The sequence below is a fragment of the Curtobacterium sp. MCBD17_019 genome, from assembly GCF_003234555.1.
In the GTDB taxonomy this organism is placed as follows: Bacteria; Actinomycetota; Actinomycetes; order Actinomycetales; family Microbacteriaceae; genus Curtobacterium.
This window is the reverse complement of record NZ_QKTT01000006.1, coordinates 27,474-48,579: the sequence shown is the minus strand read 5'-3', so window position 1 is coordinate 48,579 and position 21,106 is coordinate 27,474. Positions and strand designations below refer to the sequence as shown.

Here is a 21,106-nt window from a genome sequence, read left to right as displayed (position 1 = left end):
CTCACTCGGCCCTGAGGGTGTCCTCGGGACCGACGGTGTACACGGCACGGTACCGCGTCGCGAACCGTCGCGGTGACGCGTATCCCCAGCGCGCCGCGATCGTGTCGATGAGCCCGTCGTCACCCGGCTCGGCGGCGAGGAGGTCCCGGTGCGCCCCGGCGAGTCGCGCGCGCTCGAGTTCGGCCTCGGGCGCTCGCGAGCGCCAGAACCCGAAGGCACGGCGGAGGCCGGCCTCGCTCGTGCCGACGTGCCGGGCGATGTCCGCCACCGTGATCGGGAGTGCGGCGTGGTCGTCGATGTACCGGCAGGCACGGTCGACGGTGGCGAGCATCCGGCGACGGCACGTCCGCTCGCGGTCGTCCGCGCCCTCGGTCGGCACGGACTCGAGCAGCCCGACGACGAGCAGGCGGTAGACCGAGGCCGCCACCAGCGCGCTGCTCCCCGCCGCCCGGCCCTCGAGGACCGCGGCCTGCAGCGCGACGGTCCGGGCGAGGTGCTCGGCGCCCTCGCGGGTGGGTGGGAGCGACTGGGCGAACCGGACGGGGCGCGGGTCGTCCCCACGGACCGCCGCAGCGAGGTCGTCGAACCGTGTCTGCTCGAGCCGCACGATCGTCAGGTGCATGTCCTCGGACCGACCGTGGTAGCCGACGCCGTGACGCATGACGAACGGTGCGTCCTGATCGCCCCGCTCGTCACCCGCGGTCCACTCGTAGACCCCGCCACCGGGGACCACGAGCGTCACCCCGCTCGTCTCGGTGCTGCGGCCACCGTCGACGCGCGCGCGGAACCCCCACCGCGTGAGGTCGAGCCGCTCGTCCCGGTACTGCTCGGCGTGGAACCGGAAGTCCGGCCGGTCGGACTCCACGCTCGCCGCGGGCATGGAGCGGCGGATCGCGGCGGTGGCCGCTTCCGGGTCGTCCACGTCGAGGGCCGGGCGCCATCCGGACTGCGGCTCCTGCATGGTGCCTCCCCCAAGCCGTTGTCGCCAGGGTAGGCCACCGTCGCCGTCGCGTCCGGAACCCGTGGAGGACCGTGGTCCCGGCGACGATCAGGTCGCGGCGATGACGCCGGTCGCCAGCAGCACCGCGACGACGATCGCGAGCGCCACCCGGTACCAGATGAACACCGCGATGCTGTGCCGCGCGACGAGGCGGAGCAGCCAGGCGATCGCGGCGAGGGCGACGACGAAGCTGACGGCGGTCGCGACGAGGGTGGCGCCCCAGCCGACCGTGGCGCCGATCGCGCTCGCCTCGGTCGCGGCCTCGTAGCCGCCGGCAGCGACGAGCGCGGGGATCGACAGGAAGAACGACAGGCGGGTGGCGGTGACGCGGTCGAGACCCCGGAACAGACCGGCGCTGATCGTGGCCCCGGACCGCGACACGCCCGGCACGAGCGCGAGCACCTGCACGAGACCGATCACGACCGCGTCGGTCACGGTGGTGCGTTGCTCGCCGCGGTCCTGACGACCGACGCGCTCCGCGACCCACATGACGATGCTCCACAGCACGAGCGCGGCGACGACGACCCAGAGGTTCCGGAGACCGCCCGAGATGAGGTCCTTCGCGAGGAACCCGATGAGGCCGATGGGGATCGTCGCGATGATGACGTACCAGGCCAGCCGGTAGTCGTGGTCGCGGTCCTCGCGGTGCGCCAAGCCGCGGAACCACGCGCGGACCAGGCGCAGGATGTCCCGCCAGAAGTAGACGATCACCGCGATGATGGCGCCGACCTGGATCACCGCGGTGAAGGCGGTCACGCCCTGGCTGGCGACCCGGAGGCCGAGCAGCTTCTCGACGATCGTCAGGTGGCCGGTACTGGAGACGGGCAGGAACTCGGTCACGCCCTCGACGATGCCGAGCAAGAGGGCCTGGAGCAGATTCACGCCGGACACTCCATCACGGATCTCCCCAGAAACCGCCCACCGTGCTCGGCTCGGCGTCGGAGCCGACGATGCCTCCCGGCCCCGGGAGCCTCCGCCGTTCCCGGGACGACCGCTCGACGGTCCGCCGTCAGCGGACACGGCCTGGGCGATCGTCGTACGCGGCGGACGCGCACCCCGACCGGTGAGAGGATGAGCGGCGGTCCGTCGCCACGACGGATCCCCCACGACCCAGGAACAGGAGCGACGGTCGGTGACAGACACCCGCACGTCCGCACCCGAGAGCACCGAGAGCACCGAGACGACATCGGGCGGACACGGCGGACGCGGTCTCGCCGCGTTGGCCCTGACGGCACTCGGCGTCGTCTTCGGCGACATCGGCACGAGCCCGCTCTACGCACTCCGCACGGTGTTCACGATCGACAACGGGGCGGTCCGCCCCACCCCGGACGACGTCTACGGCGTCATCTCGGTCATGTTCTGGAGCGTGACGGTCGTCGTCTCGATCAAGTACGTGACGATCCTCATGCGTGCCGACAACAACGGCGAAGGCGGCGTCATGGCCCTCGCCGCGCTCGCTCGTCGGCTGTTCGCCAAGCGCTCCGGCCGGGTGGGGGTCTTCATCCTCATCGGGATCATCGGCGTCGCCCTGTTCTACGGCGATTCCATCATCACCCCGGCGGTGAGCGTGCTGTCCGCGGTCGAGGGACTCGAGGTCGCCGCCCCGGGCGTCGCACACCTCGTCGTCCCGATCGCCGGGGTGATCCTCGCCGGGCTGTTCGCCGTGCAGCGCTTCGGCACCGGCCGTGTCGGCACGTTGTTCGGGCCGATCATGCTCCTCTGGTTCCTCGTCCTCGCGGTCGCGGGCGTCGGCATGATCGTGCGTGACCCCTCGGTGCTCATCGGCCTGTCCCCCACGTACGCGTTCGCCTTCGTGTTCGCCCACCCGACCATCACCTTCGTCGCGATGGGTGCGGTGGTCCTCGTCATCACCGGTGCCGAGGCGCTCTACGCGGACATGGGGCACTTCGGGGCGCCGCCGATCCGCCGCGCGTGGTTCTTCGTCGTGTTCCCGGCGCTGACGCTGAACTACCTCGGCCAGGCCTCGCTCATCCTGCGCGACCCGACCGCACGCCAGAACCCGTTCTTCCTGCTGTTCCCGGACTGGGCGCGGATCCCGGTGGTCGTGCTCGCGACCGCAGCGACCGTCATCGCGAGCCAGGCGGTCATCTCCGGTGCGTTCTCGCTCTCGCGTCAGGCGATGCAGCTCGGTCTGCTCCCGCCGCTGACCGTCCGGCAGACCTCCGAGCGCGAGGGCGGCCAGATCTACCTGCCCGCGGTGAACGCGCTGCTGTTCGTCGGCGTCATCGCCGTGATGCTCGCGTTCCGGTCGTCGGAGCGCCTGGCCACGGCGTACGGGGTGTCGGTGACCGGCGCGCTCGTCGTCGACTCGGTGCTCCTGCTCATCGTCGCCCGGCCGCTGTTCAACTGGCATCGCTGGCAGATCGTCCTGGCCGCGGTCGTCTTCGGCGGTCTCGAGCTGACGTTCCTCGCCGCGAACCTGTCGAAGGTCCTCCACGGTGGTTGGGTGCCGCTCCTCATCGCCGCCGCCGTCATCACCGTCATGACGACCTGGCGTCGCGGGCGGCAGCTCGTGACCGACGAGCGGAACCAGAAGGAGGGCTCACTCGCGGACTTCATCGACCGCGTCCGGTCCGAGGACCCCCCGCGGGTCGACGGGATCGCCGTGTTCCCGCACCCGAACAAGGACACGACGCCGTTGGCGCTCCGCGCGAACTTCGAGCACAACCACGTGCTCCACCACCACGTGCTCATCGTCTCGGTGCAGACCGCGAACGTCCCGCACGTGCCCGCGTCGAAGGCCTACACGTTCGACGACCTCGGCTACTCCGACGACGGCATCGAGCACCTGACGATCAAGTTCGGGTTCTCCGACGAGCCGAACCTCCCGGTCGCACTCCGTCGAGCGTGCGTCGCCGAGGTGCTCTCGCTCGACCCGGACGCCGTGGAACGCGCCTCGTACTTCGTCTCGCGCGGCGCACTCCGGACCGGCCACGGCCGGGGCATGATGCGCTGGCGCAAGAAGCTGTTCGTGGCGCTCGCGCAGAACGCCGCCAACCCGAGCGCACGCTTCGGCCTCCCCTCGAACAGCACCGTGACGATGGGCAGCGACGTCGACGTCTGATCGAGGCTGACCGTCCAGCGGTTCACGGCCCCCGGCGCGCTGGCCGGGCCTGTCGACCGGGGACCGACACGAGGACCCGCCGCCCGATGGGGCGGCGGGTCCTCGTGTCCGTTCGAGCGCGGTCCGCGCGTCGCTCAGTGGATGGCGGCACGCAGGGCGGCAGCAGCCGCGGCAGGGTCGTCGGCCGAGTAGATCGCCCCGCCGGCGACCGCGACGGTGGCGCCCGCGTCCTGCACGGCACCGATCGTGTCCGTGGAGACGCCGCCCGCGACCGAGAACGGCACACCTCCGGCCTTGCCATCGTCGAGCAGGGTGTCGAACGTGAAGCCCGGCTCGGCCTGCTCGTCCAGGCCGGCGTGCATCTCGACGAACGTCACGCCGAGCGCGACGACCTCCTTGGCTCGTGCGGCCTTGTCGGGCACGCCGATGAGGTCGGCGACGACCCCCTTGCCGTGCTTCGTCGCGGCGGCGACGGCGCCGGTGATGGTGCTGTCACCCGCGACACCGAGGACGGTGACGAGGTCGGCGCCGGCCTGGAAGGCGATGTCCGCCTCGAGTTCGCCGGCGTCCATCGTCTTGAGGTCGGCGAACACCGTCTTGTCGGGATGCGCCTCCTTCACCGCGGTGATGGCCGCGAGCCCGGCGCTCTTGATGAGCGGCGTCCCGAGTTCGATGATGTCGACGTGCGGGGCGACCTTGCCGGCGAGCGCGAGCGCGTCCTCGGTGGTCAGCACGTCCATGGCGACCTGGAGCTGCATGGTGGTTCCTCTTCTCTGGTGGTCCGTGGGGTGGGTGCGGGTGGTCGGCGGGAGGGTCATTCGAGGTTGGCGTGCCGGGGCCAGAGATCCGCGGCGGGAATCCCGGAGCGCTGCCACGCCGCGTGGAAGAGGGCGTCCCCGACGAGCACGACGACCTGCTCGAAGAGGCCGCCCGCGTACTGGATCGAGGCGCCGTTGCCGTGCGCCTGCTTCTCGGGAGCCGGCACCAGGACGACGGCGTCGGCGAGGTCGGCGAGCGGGGACGCCGCGACCGTGGTGACCACCGCGACCCGGGCCCCGACCTCGCGAGCGGTGGTGGCAGCGCGGACGATGCCCGTGGTGGTGCCCGAGCCACTGGCGGTGAGCAGGACGTCACCGGACCGGATCGCGGGCGTCGTGACGTCGCCCACGACGTGGACCGTCCGACCGAGGTGCATGAGTCGCATCGCCGTCATGCGGAGGGCGAGCCCCGACCGGCCCGCGCCGTGGACGAACACGCGGTCGGCGCCGTCGAGGAGCGCCGCGACGGCGTCGAGCCCGGTGCCGGCAGCGGCGTCCGCGTCGGCGGTCGTGACGACGGCGTCCGCGGCGGCGCGGAGTTCGTCGGAGATGGCGCGGAGGGCGCGGGCCGGCGTGGTGGTGTCCGTCATCACCACGATGCTCCTCGCCCGGGACCGGATGGGTCACTCCCCCGGCGCACGGGTCCGCCTACCCGAACGAGTGGGTCCGGCAGGTCCGGGTAGGGTCGGCCCATGCCCGTCACCGACCAGGACGCCGACCCCGACGCCGAGACCGGTGCCGACACGTTCGCGGTCGCCACTCGCGCCGCCGCGACCCGCGCCGGCCGCGACCTCTCCGAGCTCGTGGACCAGCACGGCGTGACGCTCGAGTCCTTGCTGGCGGTGCTCCGCTCCGAGCGGCTCGACGACCGCGCGGCCAGGACCGTCGCGACCGAGATCGCCGCGAACGCCCTGGTGGCGATCCGCACGGCGACGGACGATCAGCGGAACCGCGTGCTGGAGCCGGTCGTCGGGGCCTTCGCGCGCCTCCAGACCGACCTGCGGCCGCTGGTGCGGTTCGGTGACCTGTCCGTGCAGTTCGTCGAACCGCCCGCGACCGGTCGGGCGCTCCCGGGTGAGGTCGCGCACGCGGCGCGGGCCATCGTCCGCAGTGCCGTGCTCGCGCTCGTCGACGCGGGCGAGTCCCACCGCGTGCGGATCCAGTGGGACTGCGACGGGCGGAACCTGCTCGTCGACATCCGCGACGACGGTGCCGGGACGCTGACGGAGCACGACGACGTACTCCGCCCCATCGCAGAGCGGGTGACGGCACTGGACGGTCGCTTCGCGGTGTCCTCGACGGCGGGCTGGGGCTCGGAGCTGTCCGTGGTGCTCCCCCTCGACCCGCCCGCGGAGCCGGAGCCGCTCGACGCGGTCGTGGCCCTGAGCCGACGGGAGCGCGAGGTCCTGCGACTCGTGGCATCCGGCGCTCGCAACCGGTCGATCGCCCGCGAGCTCGGCATCAGTGAGAACACGGTGAAGTTCCACGTGTCGAACCTGCTCCGCAAGGCCGGCGCGGCGAACCGGGCGGAGCTGGCCGCACTCGGGCGGTGACCCGGGCGACGAGCTCCCTGGCGAGCGGCACCCGGACGCGCGCGACGCCCGACCGCTGCTGCGGCCGGGCGTCGGGCGGGAGGATCGTCAGGCCTGCACGTCGCCGCGCCAGGCGCCGTCCGGGGCGCCCTTCGACTCGATGTACTCCTTGAAGTTCTTCAGGTCCTTCTTGACCGCGTGGCTGCCGGCGCCGACCGCGCCGCCGACCTTCTCGAGGAGACCGGTGGGCTCCCAGTCGAGCTGCACGGTGACGCGCGTGGTCGTGTCCGAGAGCTTGTGGAACGTCACGACGCCCGCGTGGTCCATCTCGCCGCCGGTGCTGTTCCAGGCGACGCGCTCGTCGGGGTGCTGCTCCGTGATGTTCGCCTCGAAGGTGCGCTCGACCGGACCGACCTTGATCTTCCACTCGGTGAGGGTCGGGGTCGCCTGCGTGATCGACTCGACCTCGTCGAGGAACTTCGGGAACTCCTCGAACTGGGTCCACTGGTTGTAGGCGACGGAGACGGGGACGTCGACGTCGATGGTCTCGATGATCTGGCTCATGCCTGCTCCTTGCGTTCCACGGTTGCTGTGCAGGCCAGACGGTAGGCCGACCCCGAGGCGGGGGCACGGGCCGGGACGAACATCCCAGTGACCTCGGAGATTGCCGCCGCGGTGTCAGTCGGTGGCGGCGGTGCGCTCGTCGAACGTCCGGCGCTGCGCGACGATGACGTCCTGGTGTTCGCGGACCCATTCCCCGAGCGTCAGCACGACCGTCTGCAGCGACCGGCCGAGCGCGGTGAGGTCGTACACGACGCGTGGCGGCACCTCGGCGAACACCTCGCGCTGGACGAGACCGTCGCGCTCGAGCGCCCGGAGCGTGACCGTGAGCATGCGCCGTGAGATGCTCGGGATGACGTCGGCCAGTTCCGTGAACCGGTGCGGACCTTCGCCGAGCACGCCGATGACGAGGAGCGTCCACTTGTCGCCGATCCGGGCGAGGAGGGACCGGAACACCTCCGGGTCGTGCTCGGTGCAGAGCCGGCTCATCGTGGGCAGCGACCGCATGATCCGGTCCTGCTCGAGTGCGGCGTCCCGGGTGTCGGTCACGGTGGTCCTCCTGCTGTGTGGTCGGGCGGCCTCGGCGCCTGCATCCGAGCGGCCTGCACGGGCACGTGGGGGCCGAAGCGACGGGGTCGGTCACTCCGCGGTAACAGAGGGTCGTTTGCAGTGACCGACCTCAGCAGGGTACACCCGTTACGTGCAGTAACCGAGGGCGACGTGCCCCGCTGCCGACCAGGAGGAGTCCCATGTCCCTGTTCCGTCTCGACGCCAGCATCCGAGTCGAAGGATCCACCAGTCGTGCCCTCGCCGACATCGTCGAGCAGGAGTGGACGGCCGGTGACCCGGCAGCCGAGGTCGTCCGCCGTCACCTGGGCGTCGACCCGATCCCTGCCGACAGCTGGGCGAGTGCCGTCGCCGCGTCCATGACACCGGAGGACGCACGTACCCCCGAGCAGCGCACCGCGGTCGAACTCGCCGCGACCCTGACCGACGAGCTCGCCGACGCGGACGCCCTGCTGTTCGCCGTCCCGCTGTACAACTTCGGCGTCTCGCAGCACTTCAAGACCTACGTGGACCTCGTCATCACGGACCCGCGGATGGCGCCCGGCCAGACCCCGGTCACCGCCGGCAAGCCCGCTGTGCTCGTGACCGTGCAGGGCGGGAACTACGCCGCCGGCACGCCGCGCGAGGGCTGGGACCACGCGACGGCGTGGATGCGCCGCATCCTGGAGGACGTCTGGCAGCTCGACCTCGAGGTCGTCACGCGCGAGTTCACGCTCGTCGGTGTCAACCCCGCGCTCGACCAGTTCACCGAGCTCGCCGACCAGCTCCGCGCGGTCGCCGAGGAGCGCGCCCGGGAGCACGGCCGCACCCTGGCGACGCGGCGGGCCGCGGCGGCCTGACGCCCCAGCACCCGCCGTCACCGGCGACGACGTGACGGACGGGAGGTCCGCCTCCCGTCCGTCACGCTCGCCGCGTGATCAACTGAGGAGTCCCGCGAGCTCGACGGCAACGGTCGTCGACGGTCTCGACCGGGTGACCCGCCCGCTCGGACGCGCGCCGGGGATCGGACGCGGGCCATTACCCTGTCCCCATGCGGCAGACGGCACCCCGATGAAGGCCCCGACGATCTACGACGTCGCACGGCTCGCGGGCGTGTCGCACCAGACGGTGAGCCGCTACCTGTCGGGCTTCGAGGGCATCCGGCCGGAGACGCGCACGAAGGTCAAGACGGCGCTCGACGAGCTGCAGTACCGGCCGAACTCCGCCGCTCGGTTGCTCCGCGCCCGCCGCTCGAACCGGATCGCGGTGCTCGCCCACCACATCGACTACACGGGACCGGCCCGCATGCTCGCCGGGGCGACGCAGACGGCGCAGGAGCGCGGGTACGTGCTCGACGTGGTGATCACGGCGGACCTCGACCGCGACGCGATCGACGAGGCCCTGGCCGTGGCGACCGGGCACCAGGTGGTGGGGATCCTGGCGACGGCACAGACCGAGCTGATGCTCGAACGCATCCAGAGCCACGCCGCGAGCGTCCCGGTGGTCATCGACTCGCGCATCGAGTCGTTCCCGGGTGGCCCGACCGTCAGCGAGGAAGCCGGCCGCCTCGCCGCCGAGCACCTGCTCGAGCTCGGGCACCGGCGCGTCGGCTACCTCAGCGGCCCGGTCGACTGGATCGCCGCGGTCGAGCGGTCGGAGGGCTTCGCCCGGTGCTTCCGGCAGGGCGGCGGCGAACTCGTCTGGCAGCACGCGGGCGACTGGTCCGCCGGCTCCGGGCACGCGGCGTGGCGACGGTTGACCGCCGAGGAACGCTCCGTCACGGCGATCGCGACGGGCAACGACAGCATGGCGATCGGGCTCCTCTCGGCGGCCGCCGCCGACGGGGTCGTGGTGCCCGCCGACCTCAGCGTCATGGGCGGCGACGACCTCGACGAGGCACGGTACCTCGTCCCCGCACTGACCACCGTCACGGTCGACTTCGCCGGTGAGGGCCGGTACCTCATCGAGAAGCTCCTGGCGGGGCTGCCCGGGGCCGCGCCGGACGCGCCCGTGACCCCGCCGAACCCCGTGCGGGCCGCGGTCCGCGCGTCGACGCGCCGGATCTGACGGAGCGGAGCACCGCCTCCCGGCCACGCGCGGCGACGCGAGCGGAACGGGTGCTTGCGCGATCCGCCCGGATGCGGTTACTGTCATCGCCACCGACGGATGTTATCGACAACATCCGCAGAGCGAAGGTCAACGATGACGACTTCCCCCCGGTTCAGTGGCGTGCTCTTCGGCGCCGCCTACTACGCCGAGTACCAGCCCGCTGGCACCCTCGACGCCGATCTCGACCGCATGCGCGACGCCGGTTTCACGGTCATCCGCGTCGGCGAGTCCGTGTGGTCGACCTGGGAGCCCCGCGAGGGCGTGTTCGACCTGGACTGGCTGCAGCCGGTCCTCGACGGGGCCCACGAGCGTGGCATCGGCGTCGTCCTCGGCACGCCGACGTACGCCGTGCCACCGTGGCTCCAGCGCCTGCACCCGGAGATCGCCGCCGAGCCGTCGACGGGCCACCGCAACGGCTGGGGCGCCCGGCAGGAGATGGACCAGTCCCACCCCGCCTACCGGTTCTACGCCGAGCGCATCGCCCGCAAGGTCGTCGCGCGGTACGCCGACCACCCCGCGGTCATCGGCTACCAGGTCGACAACGAGCCGGGCATGCAGCTCCCCCACAACGAGCACACCTTCCAGCGGTTCGTCGGCTGGCTCGAGGACCGCTACGGCACCGTCGAGGACCTCAACCGCGAGTGGGGTCTCGTCTACTGGTCACACCGACTCAGCGACTGGGCCGACCTCTGGCGGCCCGACGGCAACGCGATGCCGCAGTACCAGCTCGAGTGGCGCCGGTTCCAGTCCACGCTCGCCACGGACCTCATCGCCTGGCAAGCGGACCTGGTGCGCGAGTACGCCCGCGACGACCAGTTCGTCACGACGTGCATCTCGTACTCCCGCCCGCAGGTGTCCGACGACGAGCTCGTCGCGTCCCTCGACGTCGTCGCCGGCAACCCGTACTACAAGATGCAGGACGGCCTCGACTGGCACGCGGAGGTCCAGCGCGAGGCCGAGTGGTGGCACACCGGCGTGTGGGCGCTGTTCGAGTGGGGCGACCGCGCCTGGTCCTCGGCGGACACGCAGTACCTGGTCACCGAGACGAACGCGCAGTCCATCGGCGGGTCGTGGCAGAACCACCCGCCGTACCCCGGGCAGATCAAGCAGGCCGCGTTCGCCCTGCTCGCCCGCGGCGGCCGGATGATCGAGTACTGGCACTGGCACACCCTGCACTTCGGCGTCGAGACCTACTGGGGCGGCGTCATCCCGCACAGCCAGGTCGGCGGCCGCATCTACCGCGAGGTATCCGAGCTCGGTGCCGCGCTCGGGGCGATCGGGTCCGCGCTCGACGAGCACGTGCCCGACGCCGACGTCCTGCTGCTCTACAGCACGGACACGAAGTGGGCGTTCTCGTTCTACGGGCCGCTCGCGAAGGCGGACGGCAGCCCCGACGAGCACGCGTACTCCCGCATCTTCGACGCCCACTACCGCGGACTGTTCGAGGCCGGCGCGCAGGTGCGGGTCCAGCACGTCCGCCGGTTCCTCGACACCCCCGTCGAGGAACTCGTCGCGCGGTTCCCGGTGCTCGTCGCACCCGCGGTGTACGTCGCCGAGACGGCCGTGCTCGAGCACATGCGGGACTACGCCGAGGCCGGTGGGCACCTGGTCGTCGGCATCCGCACCGGCTACGGTGACGAGCTCGCGCGGGCCCGGCTGGCGGTCGCCCCCGACGTGCTCGCGGGGCCGGCGGGCGTGCACTACGACGAGTACAGCAACCTCGGCGCGCCGCTCGCGGTCACGGCCGCGTCCGACGCCCTGACGCTCGAGCCGGGTGCCGCCGCCACCGAGTGGGTCGACTTCCTGCAGGTCGACGACGCCGAGGTGGTCGTGTCGTACGCCCCGACCGAGTTCGGTCTGGAGGCCGCGCTGACCACCCGCACGACCGGTCGCGGCCGGGTGTCCTACCTGGGCACGGTCCCGGACCCCGCGCTCGGGCGGAGCATCGCCCGCTGGCTCGTGCCCACGACGGCGAAGCAGGCGTGGTCCGCCCCGGACCCCGTCACCGTGTCGACCGGCACCGCCGGCGACCGGCGCCTCGCCTTCGTGTCGAACTGGTCCGCCGAGCCGACGCAGGTCGTCGCGCCGGCAGCCGCCGTCGACCTCGTCTCCGGCGCCGAGTACGCCGCCGGCGACCCCGTACCCCTCGACCGACGCGCAGCAGTCGTGCTCGAGGTCCGGGGCTCCTCGATCGAGTAGTCCCTCCCTCCACCGAAAGAAGACCATGAGACGTCCACGCAGCGCCGCGCTGGCACTCGGAGCGATCGCCGTCACGATCACGCTCGCACTCACCGGTTGCAGCCCGTCGAGCACCAGCGGCGGGTCCACCAAGGCGGTGAGCCAGTCCGACATCGACAAGGCGATGAACACGCCGACCACCCTCACCTTCTGGACCTGGGTCCCCGACATCCAGAACGAGGTCAACCTGTTCGAGAAGAAGTACCCGAAGATCAAGGTCAACGTCGTCAACACGACCGGCGGCTCGCAGCACTACCCGAAGGTCCGCGCGGCTCTGAAGGCGGGCAAAGGCATCCCCGACGTCGCGCAGATGGAGTACGACTACATCCCGTCGTTCACCCAGACGAAGAGCCTGCTCGACCTGACGCCGTACGGCGGAGCCAAGCTCGAGGACGAGTACACGGACTGGGTCTGGAACCAGGTCGACCAGAACGGCGGCGTGTGGGGCATCCCGCAGGACTCCGGCCCCCTCGGCACCCTCTACCGCAAGGACATCTTCGACAAGGCGGGCGTCGCCGCGCCGAAGACGTGGTCGGCCTTCGCGTCCGCCGCGCAGCAGGTCAAGTCGAAGACCGGGTCGTACATCACGGACCTGCCCGGCAACGACATGTTCCAGATGATCAGCTTCTTCTGGCAGAAGGGCGCGAAGCCGTTCTCGTACGACGGCAAGAAGACGGTCGGGATCGACCTGGACTCCAAGGCCGACCAGCAGGTCGTGTCGTACTGGCAGGACCTCATCGACAAGAACCTGGTGGCCACGGACCCGGACTTCACGGACGACTACTACCAGGGGCTGTCGCGGGACAAGTACGCGTCCTGGCTCGTCGCCGCGTGGGGCCCGGTGTTCCTGCAGGGCACCGCGAAGAACACGAGCGGCAAGTGGGCCGCTGCGGACATCCCGCAGTGGCAGGCGGGTCAGAACGTGTCCGGGAACTGGGGTGGGTCGTCGGACGCCGTGATGGCCGCGACGAAGCACCCGATCCAGGCGTACGAGCTGGCCAAGTTCATCAACAACGACCAGCAGTCGACGCTCCAGCTCGCGAACGAGCAGTACCTGTTCCCGACGAAGAAGTCGACGCTCACCGACGACTCGTTCACCAGCCAGAAGTCGGCGTTCTACGGCGGCCAGCAGGTCAACCAGTTCTTCGCCGGTGTCTCCGACACCGTCGACAAGAAGTTCGAGTGGCTGCCGTTCATGGACTACGTGAACTCGAGCTACGCGAACACGCTCGGCAAGGCCATCAGCAACCACGGTGACCTCACGGCGACCCTCGCGACCTGGCAGTCCCAGGTGACGAGCTACGCCAAGCAGCAGGGCTTCACCGTCAAGTGACCGGACGGGGGCGGGGCCACCAGGCTCCGCCCCCACTTCTCATCGGAGCAACATGACCGCCATCCCCAGCCGCAGCGACGCGGCGACCACCGGCGCCGCCCGTCCGGCCCGGGTCCGGACGGGAGCGCGCACCGCGGCTCCCCGCCGCGGCCCCACCAACATCCGTTCCGCGCAGACCCGCGCGGCCTGGATCCTCGTGATCCCGTTCCTCGTCGTGTTCGCGGCGTTCTTCATCGTCCCGCTCGTGTACTCGGCGTACCTCAGCCTGTTCACGTCGCAGCTGGTCGGCGGCGAGGTCTTCAGTGGCCTGACGAACTACGTCCGCGCCCTGCAGGACCCGAGCTTCTGGGGCGGCCTCGGCCGCGTGGCCCTGTTCCTGTTCGTGCAGGTCCCGATCATGCTCGCGGCCTCGATCTTCTTCGCGCTCGCACTCGACAGCGGCCGGATCCGTGGCGGCAAGATCGTCCGCCTGCTCATCTTCGTGCCGTACGCCGTGCCGAGCGTCGTCGCGACCCTGATGTGGGGCTACCTGTACGGCAACGACTTCGGGCTCATCACGCAGTTGTTCCACGCCCTGCACCTCACCGCACCGAGCCTGCTCAGCGCGCACAACGTGCTCGGCTCGACGATGAACATCGTGTGCTGGGAGTTCATCGGCTACAACATGATCGTCCTGTACGCGGCCCTGCGCTCCGTGCCGAACGAGATCTACGAGGCGGCCGAGATCGACGGCGCCGGCCAGTGGCGGGTGGCGTGGAGCATCAAGCTGCCCGCCATCCGGCAGGCCCTGCTGCTCACCGTGATCTTCTCGATCATCGGCTCGTTCCAGCTGTTCAACGAGCCGAACCTGCTGTTCAACATCGCCCCGAACGCGATCGGCACGGACTTCACGCCGAACCTGTACGCCTACAACATCGCGTTCCGCAACCAGGAGATCAACTACGCGGCGGCGATCGCGTTCCTGCTCGGGATCATCATCATGATCGTCTCGTTCGTCGTGCAGACGAGCATCAACCGGAAGGAGCGGCTCGGATGACCGCCACCCCACTCGCCACCGAGGCCCAGGTGGTCTCGGACGGCACGCGCGTGCGGCGGTCCGCCGGCCGACGGGCCGTCGAGCGCGACAAGCGTCGGAGCACCGTCCTGACCGTGATCGTGTGGATCACGCTCGTCTACTTCCTCGTGCCGCTGCTGTGGCTCCTGGTGTCGACCACCAAGGACAACAGCGACCTGTTCACCACCTTCGGGCTGGGACTCGGGCACTCGTTCCAGTTCTTCCACAACATCGTGCAGCTGTTCCAGTTCCAGGACGGGGTCTTCACGCGGTGGCTGATCAACACGGTCGTCTACGCGGTGGTCAGCTCGGTCGGTGCCGCCGCCCTGGCCACGATGGCCGGCTACGCCCTGGCGAAGTACCGGTTCCGCGGCTCGACGGCGGTGTTCTCGATCATCCTCGGCTCGATCATGGTCCCGCTCACCGCCCTGGCGATCCCGACCTACCTGCTCTTCGCCGCCGCGAACCTCACCGACACCCCGTGGGCGGTCATCCTGCCCTCGCTCGTCAGCCCGTTCGGCGTCTACCTGATGCGGGTGTACGCCGCGGACGCGGTCGACGAGAGCCTGCTCGAGGCCGCGCGGATCGACGGCGCCGGCGAGTTCCGCATCCTGTTCACGATCGCGACCCGGCTCATGGGCCCGGGCATCGTGACGGTCCTGCTGTTCCAGCTCGTCGCGACGTGGAACAACTACTTCCTGCCGCTCATCATGCTCAGCACGCCGAAGCTGTTCCCGGTGACGGTGGGTCTCGCCCAGTGGCAGGCGACCGCCTCCGGCGGTGGCGGCGCGCAGGTGCTGTTCTCGACGGTGATCACCGGGGCGTTCGTCTCGATCATCCCGCTCGTGATCGCGTTCCTGTTCCTGCAGCGGTACTGGCAGTCCGGCCTCTCGACCGGCGGTGTGAAGGGATGACGATGGACAGGATCTGGTACGGCGGGGACTACAACCCGGAACAGTGGCCGAGCGAGGTCTGGGACGACGACGTGCGGCTCATGCAGCGTGCGGGCGTCACCGTCGCCACGGTCGGCGTGTTCTCGTGGGCGAAGCTCGAACCGTCCGACGGGCGGTTCACGTTCGACTGGCTCGACGACGTGCTCGACCGACTGCACGCCGGGGGCATCCGCGTCGACCTGGCCACCGCGACGGCCTCCCCGCCCCCGTGGCTGACGCTGGCGTACCCCGAGGTCCTGCCGGTCACCGAGGACGGTGTCCGACTGTCGGTGGGGAGCCGCCAGCAGTACTCCCCCAGCTCCGCCGTCTACCGCCGGTACGCCGACCGACTCGTGCGCGCGCTGGCCGAGCGGTACCGGGACCACCCGGCACTCGAGGCGTGGCACGTCAACAACGAGCTCGCCTGCCACGTGCCGGCCGACTACTCGGACGCGTCGGCTGCCGCCTTCCGCACCTGGTTGACGGCACGCTACGGCTCCGTCCCGGCGCTCAACGAGGCGTGGGGCACCGCGTTCTGGTCGCAGGCCTACGGCGAGTGGGACGAGGTGATGCCGCCGCGCGCGGCTCCGACCTTCCGCAATCCCACGCAGCTGCTCGACTGGGACCGGTTCTCGTCCGACGCCTGGCTCGGCGTGTACCGGGCCGAGGCGGCGATCCTCCGCGAGGTCACGCCCGGCGTCCCGATCACGACGAACTTCATGGGGTTCTACAAGCCCTCGGACTACTGGGCCTGGGCTCGCGAGGTCGACTTCGTCTCGGACGACCACTACGTCGACCCCGCGGACCCCGCCGCGCCCGCGACCGCGGCGATGACCCGGGACCTCATGCGCTCGCTCGGCGGCGGCGCCCCGTGGATCCTCATGGAACAGGCGACGAGCGCGGTGAACTGGCGGACGCGCAACGCGGCGATCCCGCCCGGCTGGCACCGCACCCTGTCGCTCCAGGCCGTCGCCCGTGGCGCGGACGGCGTCATGCAGTTCCAGTGGCGGCAGTCGCGCGCGGGCGCCGAGAAGTTCCACTCGGCGATGGTCCCCCACGGCGGCGAGGACACGCGGGTGTTCCGCGAGACCGTCGAGCTCGGAGCCGACCTCGCCGACCTGGCCGACGTGGTCGGCACGCGCCTCGACGCCGACGTCGCGATCGTGCTCGACTGGGACAGCTGGTGGGCGCTCGAGCAGGAGGCCACGCCGGCGTCGCTCCGGTACCTGCCGATCATCGCGCGGTGGTACCGCTCGCTCTGGGATCGCGGCGTGCTCGTCGACTTCGTGCGACCCGACGGCGACCTCGACGCCTACCGGGTCGTCATCGCCCCGGCGCTGCACGTGCTGCCCGACGCGGCACAGCGGACCCTGTCAGCGTTCGTCGACGGCGGTGGGACCCTCGTCGTCGGCTACCAGTCCGGCATCCTCGACCAGGACCTCCACGTCCACCTCGGCGGTTACCTCGGTGCGCTCCGCGACGTCCTCGGCCTGTGGATCGAGGAGTTCGTGCCACCCGCCGAGCCGTGGGCGACCGGCGGCCCGGTGCCGGCCCTCCAGATCGCCGGTCTCGGGGCGGGCACCGCCCGCGAGTGGGGCGAGGTCGTCCGGCCGACGGGTGCTGAGATCGAGGCGACGTTCGTCGGCGGGGCGCTCGACGGCCTCCCGGCGATCACGCGGAACGCGCACGGCGACGGCACGGCCTGGTACGTCGCGACCGCTCCGGACGACCTGCGGGCCGTGCTCGACGCGGTGCTCGCGGACACGGGCGTCGCGCCGGTCGTGGCCGACCTGCCCGCGGGCGTCGAGGCCGTCGCGCGGGGCGCCCACCTGTTCCTGCTCAACCACGGCGACCGGTCGGTCGACGTCCACGGCACGCACCTCGAGCCGCACGGTGCCGCTGTGGTCGGCCGGGAGGCGGTGCCCGGCCGACCGGAGCCGGTCGCCTCCGCCTCGGCCTGACGCGCGCGTGGTGGTGCCGGCCGTCCGGTCGGCGCCACCACCTCCGCCCGTTGGACGACCGCTCACCGCCTGCCGGTCCCGCGACACGCTCCTTGACCGATCACCCCGGGTCCGCATTCAATGACCCCATGACCGGTCCCGTGCTCGAGCGACGACCCGGCGCGCCCGTCGCCGCCCTGGTGCTCGCGATCCTGCTGACGCTCACGGGATGCACCGCCGCGACCACCCGGGCATCCGGAGGCGAGCCCACGACTCCGTCCGCCGTCGCGCGCGACCCGTTGGCGACGTGGAACGCCGCCGTCGAGGACCGGGCGCACGCGCCGGCCCGGTGGGTGGCGGTCGGGGACTCCCTGAGCGAGGGGCAGGGCGCCTCCACCCGCTCCGACCGGTGGCTCGACCTGACCCTCGCCGCCCTGCGCGAGGCGCACCCGACGGAGGGCGCCGCCGGAGGAGCGGGATACCTGCCCGCCGAGTTCGCCGTGTACGGCCCGGACTCGACGTGGGGCGACTGGGCCAGCGCCACCACGGGGTCGACCAGCTTCGACGACAGCGTTCCCGACCTCGGGTACCGCGCGGTGCGGATGCTCCCCGGATCGTCGCGCACGTACACGTTCACCGGGACCGGCGTCGACATCTGGTGGACCCGCTACCCCGGATCCGGGTCCTTCACCTACCGGGTGGACTCCTCGTCCCCCGTGCAGGTCGACACCGACGGCGCCGCGAGCACCGGCACGATGACGAAGGTGGACGGGCTGGCCGCCGGGAAGCACACCGTGACCGTCTCGGCGCTCGGGACGGTCGACCTCGAGGGCTTCACCGTCTACGACGGCGATCGCGACCGGGGCGTCACCCTGCTCGACGCGACGCACTCCGGCGCGACCGTCGGCCTGTTCACGAAGGACGAGGCCGGGTTCCTCGGGGCGATGCGGCGTGCTGCTCCCGACCTCGTCACGATCACCCTGGGCGGCAACGACGCCAAGAGCCTGACCGCGGACCAGTTGCTGCCGGACTACGAACGCTTCGTTCGGGCGCTGCGGCGGTTGCCGTCCAAGCCGTCCGTCCTGGTGATCGGCGAGTTCGCGCCCGGTCCCTCCATGCAGGCGCAGCTGCGGGAGCCGTGGTCCGCCTACCGGGACGTCGCGAAGCGGGTCGCGGCGGCGACCGGCTCGGCGTACGTCAGCATCGCGGACGCGTTCCCCGGCGACCTCGCGTCGCGCCCCGGCATCTCGCCGACCGACGACCTGCACCCGGACGACCGGGGTCAGCGGACGATCAGCCGTGCCGTGCTCCGCGCGCTCCGTGACGGAGCACGGTGACGGTTGCCGTGCTCGCCGACGCCGGAGCCTGAGCGGCGGGTCGTCGGCGTGCCCTACGCTCAGGAGCGTCCGCACGACGCCGTGCGTGCCGAGCACAGCGAGGGGAACCGTGAACGCGTCGACGACGACCGGGCTGCGGGGCTGGTCCGCGCTCCTCGCGCCGACGGATCGCCGGCACCTCGCGGCCGCCGGACTCGTCGCGCGGATCCCGCTCGCCGTCGTCGGCTTCAGTGTCCTGTTCTTCGTCCGCTCGGTGACCGGGTCGTTCGCCGACGCCGGGTTCGCCTCGGGGGTGGCGATCGCCGCCAGTGCACTCACCGGGCCGGTGTTCGGCCGCGTCGCCGACCGCCGTGGGCAGCGCGGAGCACTCCTGGTCGCCGCCGTGGGGCACCCGGTCGCGGTCGTGCTCCTCGTCGCCGCCGGCACCACGCGCCAGTCCCTGGTGGTCCTCACCGTGGCGGTGCTCCTCGTCGGCGCGACGATCGTGCCGGCCGGGGCGTTCACCCGCGCGCGATGGACGGCGATGGTCGATGCCGGCAGCGGGATCCACCTGGCGTTCTCGCTCGAGGCGATCGCGGACGAGCTCGTATGGGTCTTCGGGCCGGCCCTCGCGGCCCTCGTCTCGGCGGCGGTGGACCCGGCCGCAGGGCTGGTGGCGTCGGGCGTGTTCGGCGCCGCGGGGTGCCTGTGGCTCCGGCGCGGGGTCGGGCGCGGACCGACCGGGGGCGTCAGCGTGACACGGCGCGCGTTCGTCCCGTGGCGCTCCCGGCGCGTGATGGCGTTGTTGGTCTCGAGCGTGGCACTGGGTCTGACCTTCGGGGTCAACGACGTCACGGTCGTCGCGTGGGCGACGGAAGCGGGCCTCCCGCAGATCGCCGGTCTCGTGCTCACCGCGTACTCGATCGGCAGCGTGACCGGTGGTGTCCTCATGAGCGCCGTGCCGTCGCGGGTCCCGCCCTTCCGCCTGCTGCTCGCGGCTTCCGCGGCCGTCGCGGTGTTCTGGAGCGCGCTCGCACTGTCCCCCGGGCTCGGCTGGCTGTTCCCCCTCGGACTGTTCGCGGGCGCGACGATCACACCGTTCACGATCTCCACCAACCGGGTGCTCCACCAGGAGGTCCACGGCGCGGTGTTCACCGAGGCGGTGGCCTGGGTGAGCGCGTGCGTCGCCGGCGCGATGGCACTGGGGTCGTTCGTGGGCGGCGTCGTCGGTCAGGCCGGCGGGGACGGATTCCGCGTCGTCGCGATCTCGGCGCCGGCCGTGTTGGTGGTCATCGCCGTCGCCACCGTGCTGCCGCCACGGCGTCAGCCGGGGTAGGCGCTCGCCGTGGCCGCGGTCCTCCCTGCGCGCCACCGGACGCGGATCAGCCGCGGTGCAGCACGGCCTCCAGCTGCTCGACGACGAGGTCGGGCCGGGTCAGGAACGGGTGGTGACCGGTCGGGAGATCCACGGCGCGGGTGGCGCGAGCGGCGTGGGACCGCTGCAACGCGACGGTCGTGCTCCGGTCCTCCTGGCAGACGAGGTACGTCGAGTCGACGCCCTGCCACCCGGCGGTGCTCGTCGGTGTGACGAAGGCCGCGGCCGCCTGGGCCGTCCGCCGCTCCCACGCCTGGCGTTGCACCGTCTCGTCGGCGTCCTGGAGGAACCGGGCGCCGAACGACGCCGCGTCGTAGCCGGACAGGTGGACGGTCCCGTCACCGCCGTCGGCGATCGTGACGGGGTCCGGTTCGCCGCTCATGACGCCGCCCTGCGTCTGGCCGACGTCGGGCAGGTACGACGACACGAGCACCAGGTGGGCGACGGCGGGGTGGGTCCCGGCCTCGGCGATGACGGTCCCGCCGTAGGAGTGGCCGACGACGATCGCCGCGTCGAGGCCGTCGAGCACGCCGCGGAGCGCGGCGGCGTCGGCGACGAGTCCCCCGGCCACGTCGTCAGGCGCGGTCTCACCGCACGAGGGCAGGGCGACCGCCGTGCTGCGGACGCCGGTGCGCTCGCGGAGCATCTCCGCCGTGGGGCCCCACCACCACGAGCCGTCGCGCACGAGCGCGCCGTGGACGAAGACGAGTTCCATCGGGGGTCCCTCCTTGCCGTGCGCGACCTGCGCACGTCGACCGTACGGCGGATCCGGCGTCAGCGGCGGTACGCCGTCCGGCGTCGTCCGAGGAGCACCGACACAGCGGCGCCGAGCGCGACCATGAACCGCGACTCGGTGGGCTTCGCCGGCTCCACGGCGCGTGCGGGTGCACGCGCCGCGATGTCGTGGAGGTTGTTGCGCTTGCTGCCGTCCCAGTTCGCGAACAGGTACGCCCCACCGAGGACCGAGAGGGTCCGGACCGGTGCGCGCCGCCAATCGGTCGCTTCGACGTAGTAGCCGGAGTGTCCCGCCTGGATGTTGCGGATGACCGCGTCGGCGTCCACGACGCCGGTCGACGTCACGACGGCGGTGATGCCCGTGCGGTCACGGGTCACGAATTCGATGCGATGGTGGGTCACGATGCGCTCAGGGGTTCGATGCCACGCCTGACCGCGGGGACGCGCCACGGCGACCAGGCTCTTCTACCGGAATCGCCATTGCTTCCACCGTCAGGATACGGGGAACCGACTGGGAACGGTGCGCGGGACG

The 21,106-nt window shown here is 71.6% G+C and carries 19 protein-coding genes; 11 read left to right on the top strand and 8 right to left on the bottom strand.

Going from position 1 to position 21,106, the window contains the following annotated elements:
• Window position 1: 1 nt before the first annotated feature.
• Complete coding sequence (locus DEI82_RS07415) at window positions 2-961, bottom strand: AraC family transcriptional regulator (RefSeq protein WP_111036368.1); 960 nt, start codon at window positions 959-961, stop codon at window positions 2-4.
• 87 nt (window positions 962-1,048) lie between these two features.
• Window positions 1,049-1,882, bottom strand: coding sequence for an undecaprenyl-diphosphate phosphatase (locus DEI82_RS07410; RefSeq protein ID WP_111012533.1), 834 nt, complete (start codon window positions 1,880-1,882; stop codon window positions 1,049-1,051).
• 250 nt (window positions 1,883-2,132) lie between these two features.
• Here DEI82_RS07410 and DEI82_RS07405 point away from each other — a divergent pair, with 250 nt between their 5' ends.
• Window positions 2,133-4,085: a potassium transporter Kup gene (locus DEI82_RS07405; protein ID WP_111036367.1), complete on the top strand. Its 1,953-nt coding sequence runs from the start codon at window positions 2,133-2,135 to the stop codon at window positions 4,083-4,085.
• Between the two features lie 134 nt (window positions 4,086-4,219).
• Here DEI82_RS07405 and hxlA read toward each other — a convergent pair whose 3' ends face one another.
• Window positions 4,220-4,843 carry a 3-hexulose-6-phosphate synthase gene (hxlA, locus tag DEI82_RS07400; RefSeq protein ID WP_111008755.1) on the bottom strand — a complete coding sequence of 208 codons (624 nt, stop codon included), beginning with the start codon at window positions 4,841-4,843 and terminating at the stop codon, window positions 4,220-4,222.
• A 56-nt stretch (window positions 4,844-4,899) separates the two neighbouring features.
• Window positions 4,900-5,493, bottom strand: a complete 594-nt coding sequence (hxlB, locus tag DEI82_RS07395) for a 6-phospho-3-hexuloisomerase (RefSeq protein ID WP_111036366.1) — start codon at window positions 5,491-5,493, stop codon at window positions 4,900-4,902.
• Window positions 5,494-5,595: 102 nt separating this feature from the next.
• On the opposite strand from hxlB, the gene DEI82_RS07390 reads away from it, so the two are divergent.
• Window positions 5,596-6,456, top strand: coding sequence for a LuxR C-terminal-related transcriptional regulator (locus DEI82_RS07390; RefSeq protein WP_111036365.1), 861 nt, complete (start codon window positions 5,596-5,598; stop codon window positions 6,454-6,456).
• A gap of 87 nt (window positions 6,457-6,543) precedes the next feature.
• Here DEI82_RS07390 and DEI82_RS07385 read toward each other — a convergent pair whose 3' ends face one another.
• Together DEI82_RS07385 and DEI82_RS07380 are read right to left on the bottom strand one after the other, a co-directional pair.
• A complete protein-coding gene (locus DEI82_RS07385) occupies window positions 6,544-6,999 on the bottom strand; it encodes an SRPBCC family protein (RefSeq protein WP_111012534.1) in 456 nt (151 codons plus the stop codon).
• Window positions 7,000-7,113: 114 nt separating this feature from the next.
• Window positions 7,114-7,545: a helix-turn-helix domain-containing protein gene (locus tag DEI82_RS07380; RefSeq protein ID WP_309146643.1), complete on the bottom strand. Its 432-nt coding sequence runs from the start codon at window positions 7,543-7,545 to the stop codon at window positions 7,114-7,116.
• A 200-nt stretch (window positions 7,546-7,745) separates the two neighbouring features.
• Between DEI82_RS07380 and DEI82_RS07375 the strand changes: the two genes are divergently transcribed.
• The 9 genes from DEI82_RS07375 to DEI82_RS07335 all read left to right on the top strand — a co-directional run bounded on the left by DEI82_RS07375 (window position 7,746) and on the right by DEI82_RS07335 (window position 19,800).
• Window positions 7,746-8,402 (top strand): FMN-dependent NADH-azoreductase, encoded by a 657-nt coding sequence (locus tag DEI82_RS07375; RefSeq protein ID WP_111036364.1) that lies wholly within the window; start codon window positions 7,746-7,748, stop codon window positions 8,400-8,402.
• A 211-nt stretch (window positions 8,403-8,613) separates the two neighbouring features.
• Window positions 8,614-9,609, top strand: a complete 996-nt coding sequence (locus tag DEI82_RS07370) for a LacI family DNA-binding transcriptional regulator (RefSeq protein ID WP_111008750.1) — start codon at window positions 8,614-8,616, stop codon at window positions 9,607-9,609.
• Window positions 9,610-9,744: 135 nt separating this feature from the next.
• Window positions 9,745-11,850, top strand: a complete 2,106-nt coding sequence (locus DEI82_RS07365; RefSeq protein ID WP_111025972.1) for a beta-galactosidase — start codon at window positions 9,745-9,747, stop codon at window positions 11,848-11,850.
• A 25-nt stretch (window positions 11,851-11,875) separates the two neighbouring features.
• Entirely contained in the window at window positions 11,876-13,222 is a 1,347-nt protein-coding gene (locus DEI82_RS07360) for an ABC transporter substrate-binding protein (protein ID WP_258371999.1), read from the top strand.
• Between the two features lie 52 nt (window positions 13,223-13,274).
• Window positions 13,275-14,258, top strand: coding sequence for a carbohydrate ABC transporter permease (locus tag DEI82_RS07355; RefSeq protein WP_111036363.1), 984 nt, complete (start codon window positions 13,275-13,277; stop codon window positions 14,256-14,258).
• Window positions 14,255-15,190: a carbohydrate ABC transporter permease gene (locus DEI82_RS07350; protein WP_111008747.1), complete on the top strand. Its 936-nt coding sequence runs from the start codon at window positions 14,255-14,257 to the stop codon at window positions 15,188-15,190. The genes DEI82_RS07355 and DEI82_RS07350 overlap by 4 nt, the downstream gene beginning before the upstream one ends.
• Window positions 15,191-15,192: 2 nt before the next feature.
• Window positions 15,193-17,169: a beta-galactosidase gene (locus DEI82_RS07345; RefSeq protein ID WP_111036362.1), complete on the top strand. Its 1,977-nt coding sequence runs from the start codon at window positions 15,193-15,195 to the stop codon at window positions 17,167-17,169.
• Window positions 17,170-17,297: 128 nt separating this feature from the next.
• Window positions 17,298-18,485, top strand: a complete 1,188-nt coding sequence (locus DEI82_RS07340; protein WP_111036361.1) for a GDSL-type esterase/lipase family protein — start codon at window positions 17,298-17,300, stop codon at window positions 18,483-18,485.
• Window positions 18,486-18,594: 109 nt separating this feature from the next.
• A complete protein-coding gene (locus DEI82_RS07335; protein ID WP_181435138.1) occupies window positions 18,595-19,800 on the top strand; it encodes an MFS transporter in 1,206 nt (401 codons plus the stop codon).
• A gap of 46 nt (window positions 19,801-19,846) precedes the next feature.
• On the opposite strand, the gene DEI82_RS07330 is transcribed toward DEI82_RS07335, so the two are convergent.
• Entirely contained in the window at window positions 19,847-20,554 is a 708-nt protein-coding gene (locus DEI82_RS07330) for an alpha/beta hydrolase (protein ID WP_111036359.1), read from the bottom strand.
• 59 nt (window positions 20,555-20,613) lie between these two features.
• Complete coding sequence (locus tag DEI82_RS07325; protein ID WP_111008742.1) at window positions 20,614-20,952, bottom strand: hypothetical protein; 339 nt, start codon at window positions 20,950-20,952, stop codon at window positions 20,614-20,616.
• Window positions 20,953-21,106 lie beyond the last annotated feature (154 nt).

What these genes read in the sequence shown, in the direction of transcription:
- DEI82_RS07365 (WP_111025972.1), top strand. Translation starts at nt 9,745, where the DNA reads ATGACGACTTCCCCCCGGTTCAGTGGCGTGCTCTTCGGCGCCGCCTAC.
- DEI82_RS07345 (WP_111036362.1), top strand. Translation starts at nt 15,193, where the DNA reads ATGGACAGGATCTGGTACGGCGGGGACTACAACCCGGAACAGTGGCCG.
- DEI82_RS07385 (WP_111012534.1), bottom strand. Translation starts at nt 6,999, where the DNA reads ATGAGCCAGATCATCGAGACCATCGACGTCGACGTCCCCGTCTCCGTC.
- DEI82_RS07390 (WP_111036365.1), top strand. Translation starts at nt 5,596, where the DNA reads ATGCCCGTCACCGACCAGGACGCCGACCCCGACGCCGAGACCGGTGCC.
- DEI82_RS07360 (WP_258371999.1), top strand. Translation starts at nt 11,876, where the DNA reads ATGAGACGTCCACGCAGCGCCGCGCTGGCACTCGGAGCGATCGCCGTC.
- DEI82_RS07330 (WP_111036359.1), bottom strand. Translation starts at nt 20,554, where the DNA reads ATGGAACTCGTCTTCGTCCACGGCGCGCTCGTGCGCGACGGCTCGTGG.
- DEI82_RS07370 (WP_111008750.1), top strand. Translation starts at nt 8,614, where the DNA reads ATGAAGGCCCCGACGATCTACGACGTCGCACGGCTCGCGGGCGTGTCG.
- hxlA (WP_111008755.1), bottom strand. Translation starts at nt 4,843, where the DNA reads ATGCAGCTCCAGGTCGCCATGGACGTGCTGACCACCGAGGACGCGCTC.
- DEI82_RS07415 (WP_111036368.1), bottom strand. Translation starts at nt 961, where the DNA reads ATGCAGGAGCCGCAGTCCGGATGGCGCCCGGCCCTCGACGTGGACGAC.
- DEI82_RS07340 (WP_111036361.1), top strand. Translation starts at nt 17,298, where the DNA reads ATGACCGGTCCCGTGCTCGAGCGACGACCCGGCGCGCCCGTCGCCGCC.
- hxlB (WP_111036366.1), bottom strand. Translation starts at nt 5,493, where the DNA reads ATGACGGACACCACCACGCCGGCCCGCGCCCTCCGCGCCATCTCCGAC.
- DEI82_RS07375 (WP_111036364.1), top strand. Translation starts at nt 7,746, where the DNA reads ATGTCCCTGTTCCGTCTCGACGCCAGCATCCGAGTCGAAGGATCCACC.
- DEI82_RS07355 (WP_111036363.1), top strand. Translation starts at nt 13,275, where the DNA reads ATGACCGCCATCCCCAGCCGCAGCGACGCGGCGACCACCGGCGCCGCC.
- DEI82_RS07350 (WP_111008747.1), top strand. Translation starts at nt 14,255, where the DNA reads ATGACCGCCACCCCACTCGCCACCGAGGCCCAGGTGGTCTCGGACGGC.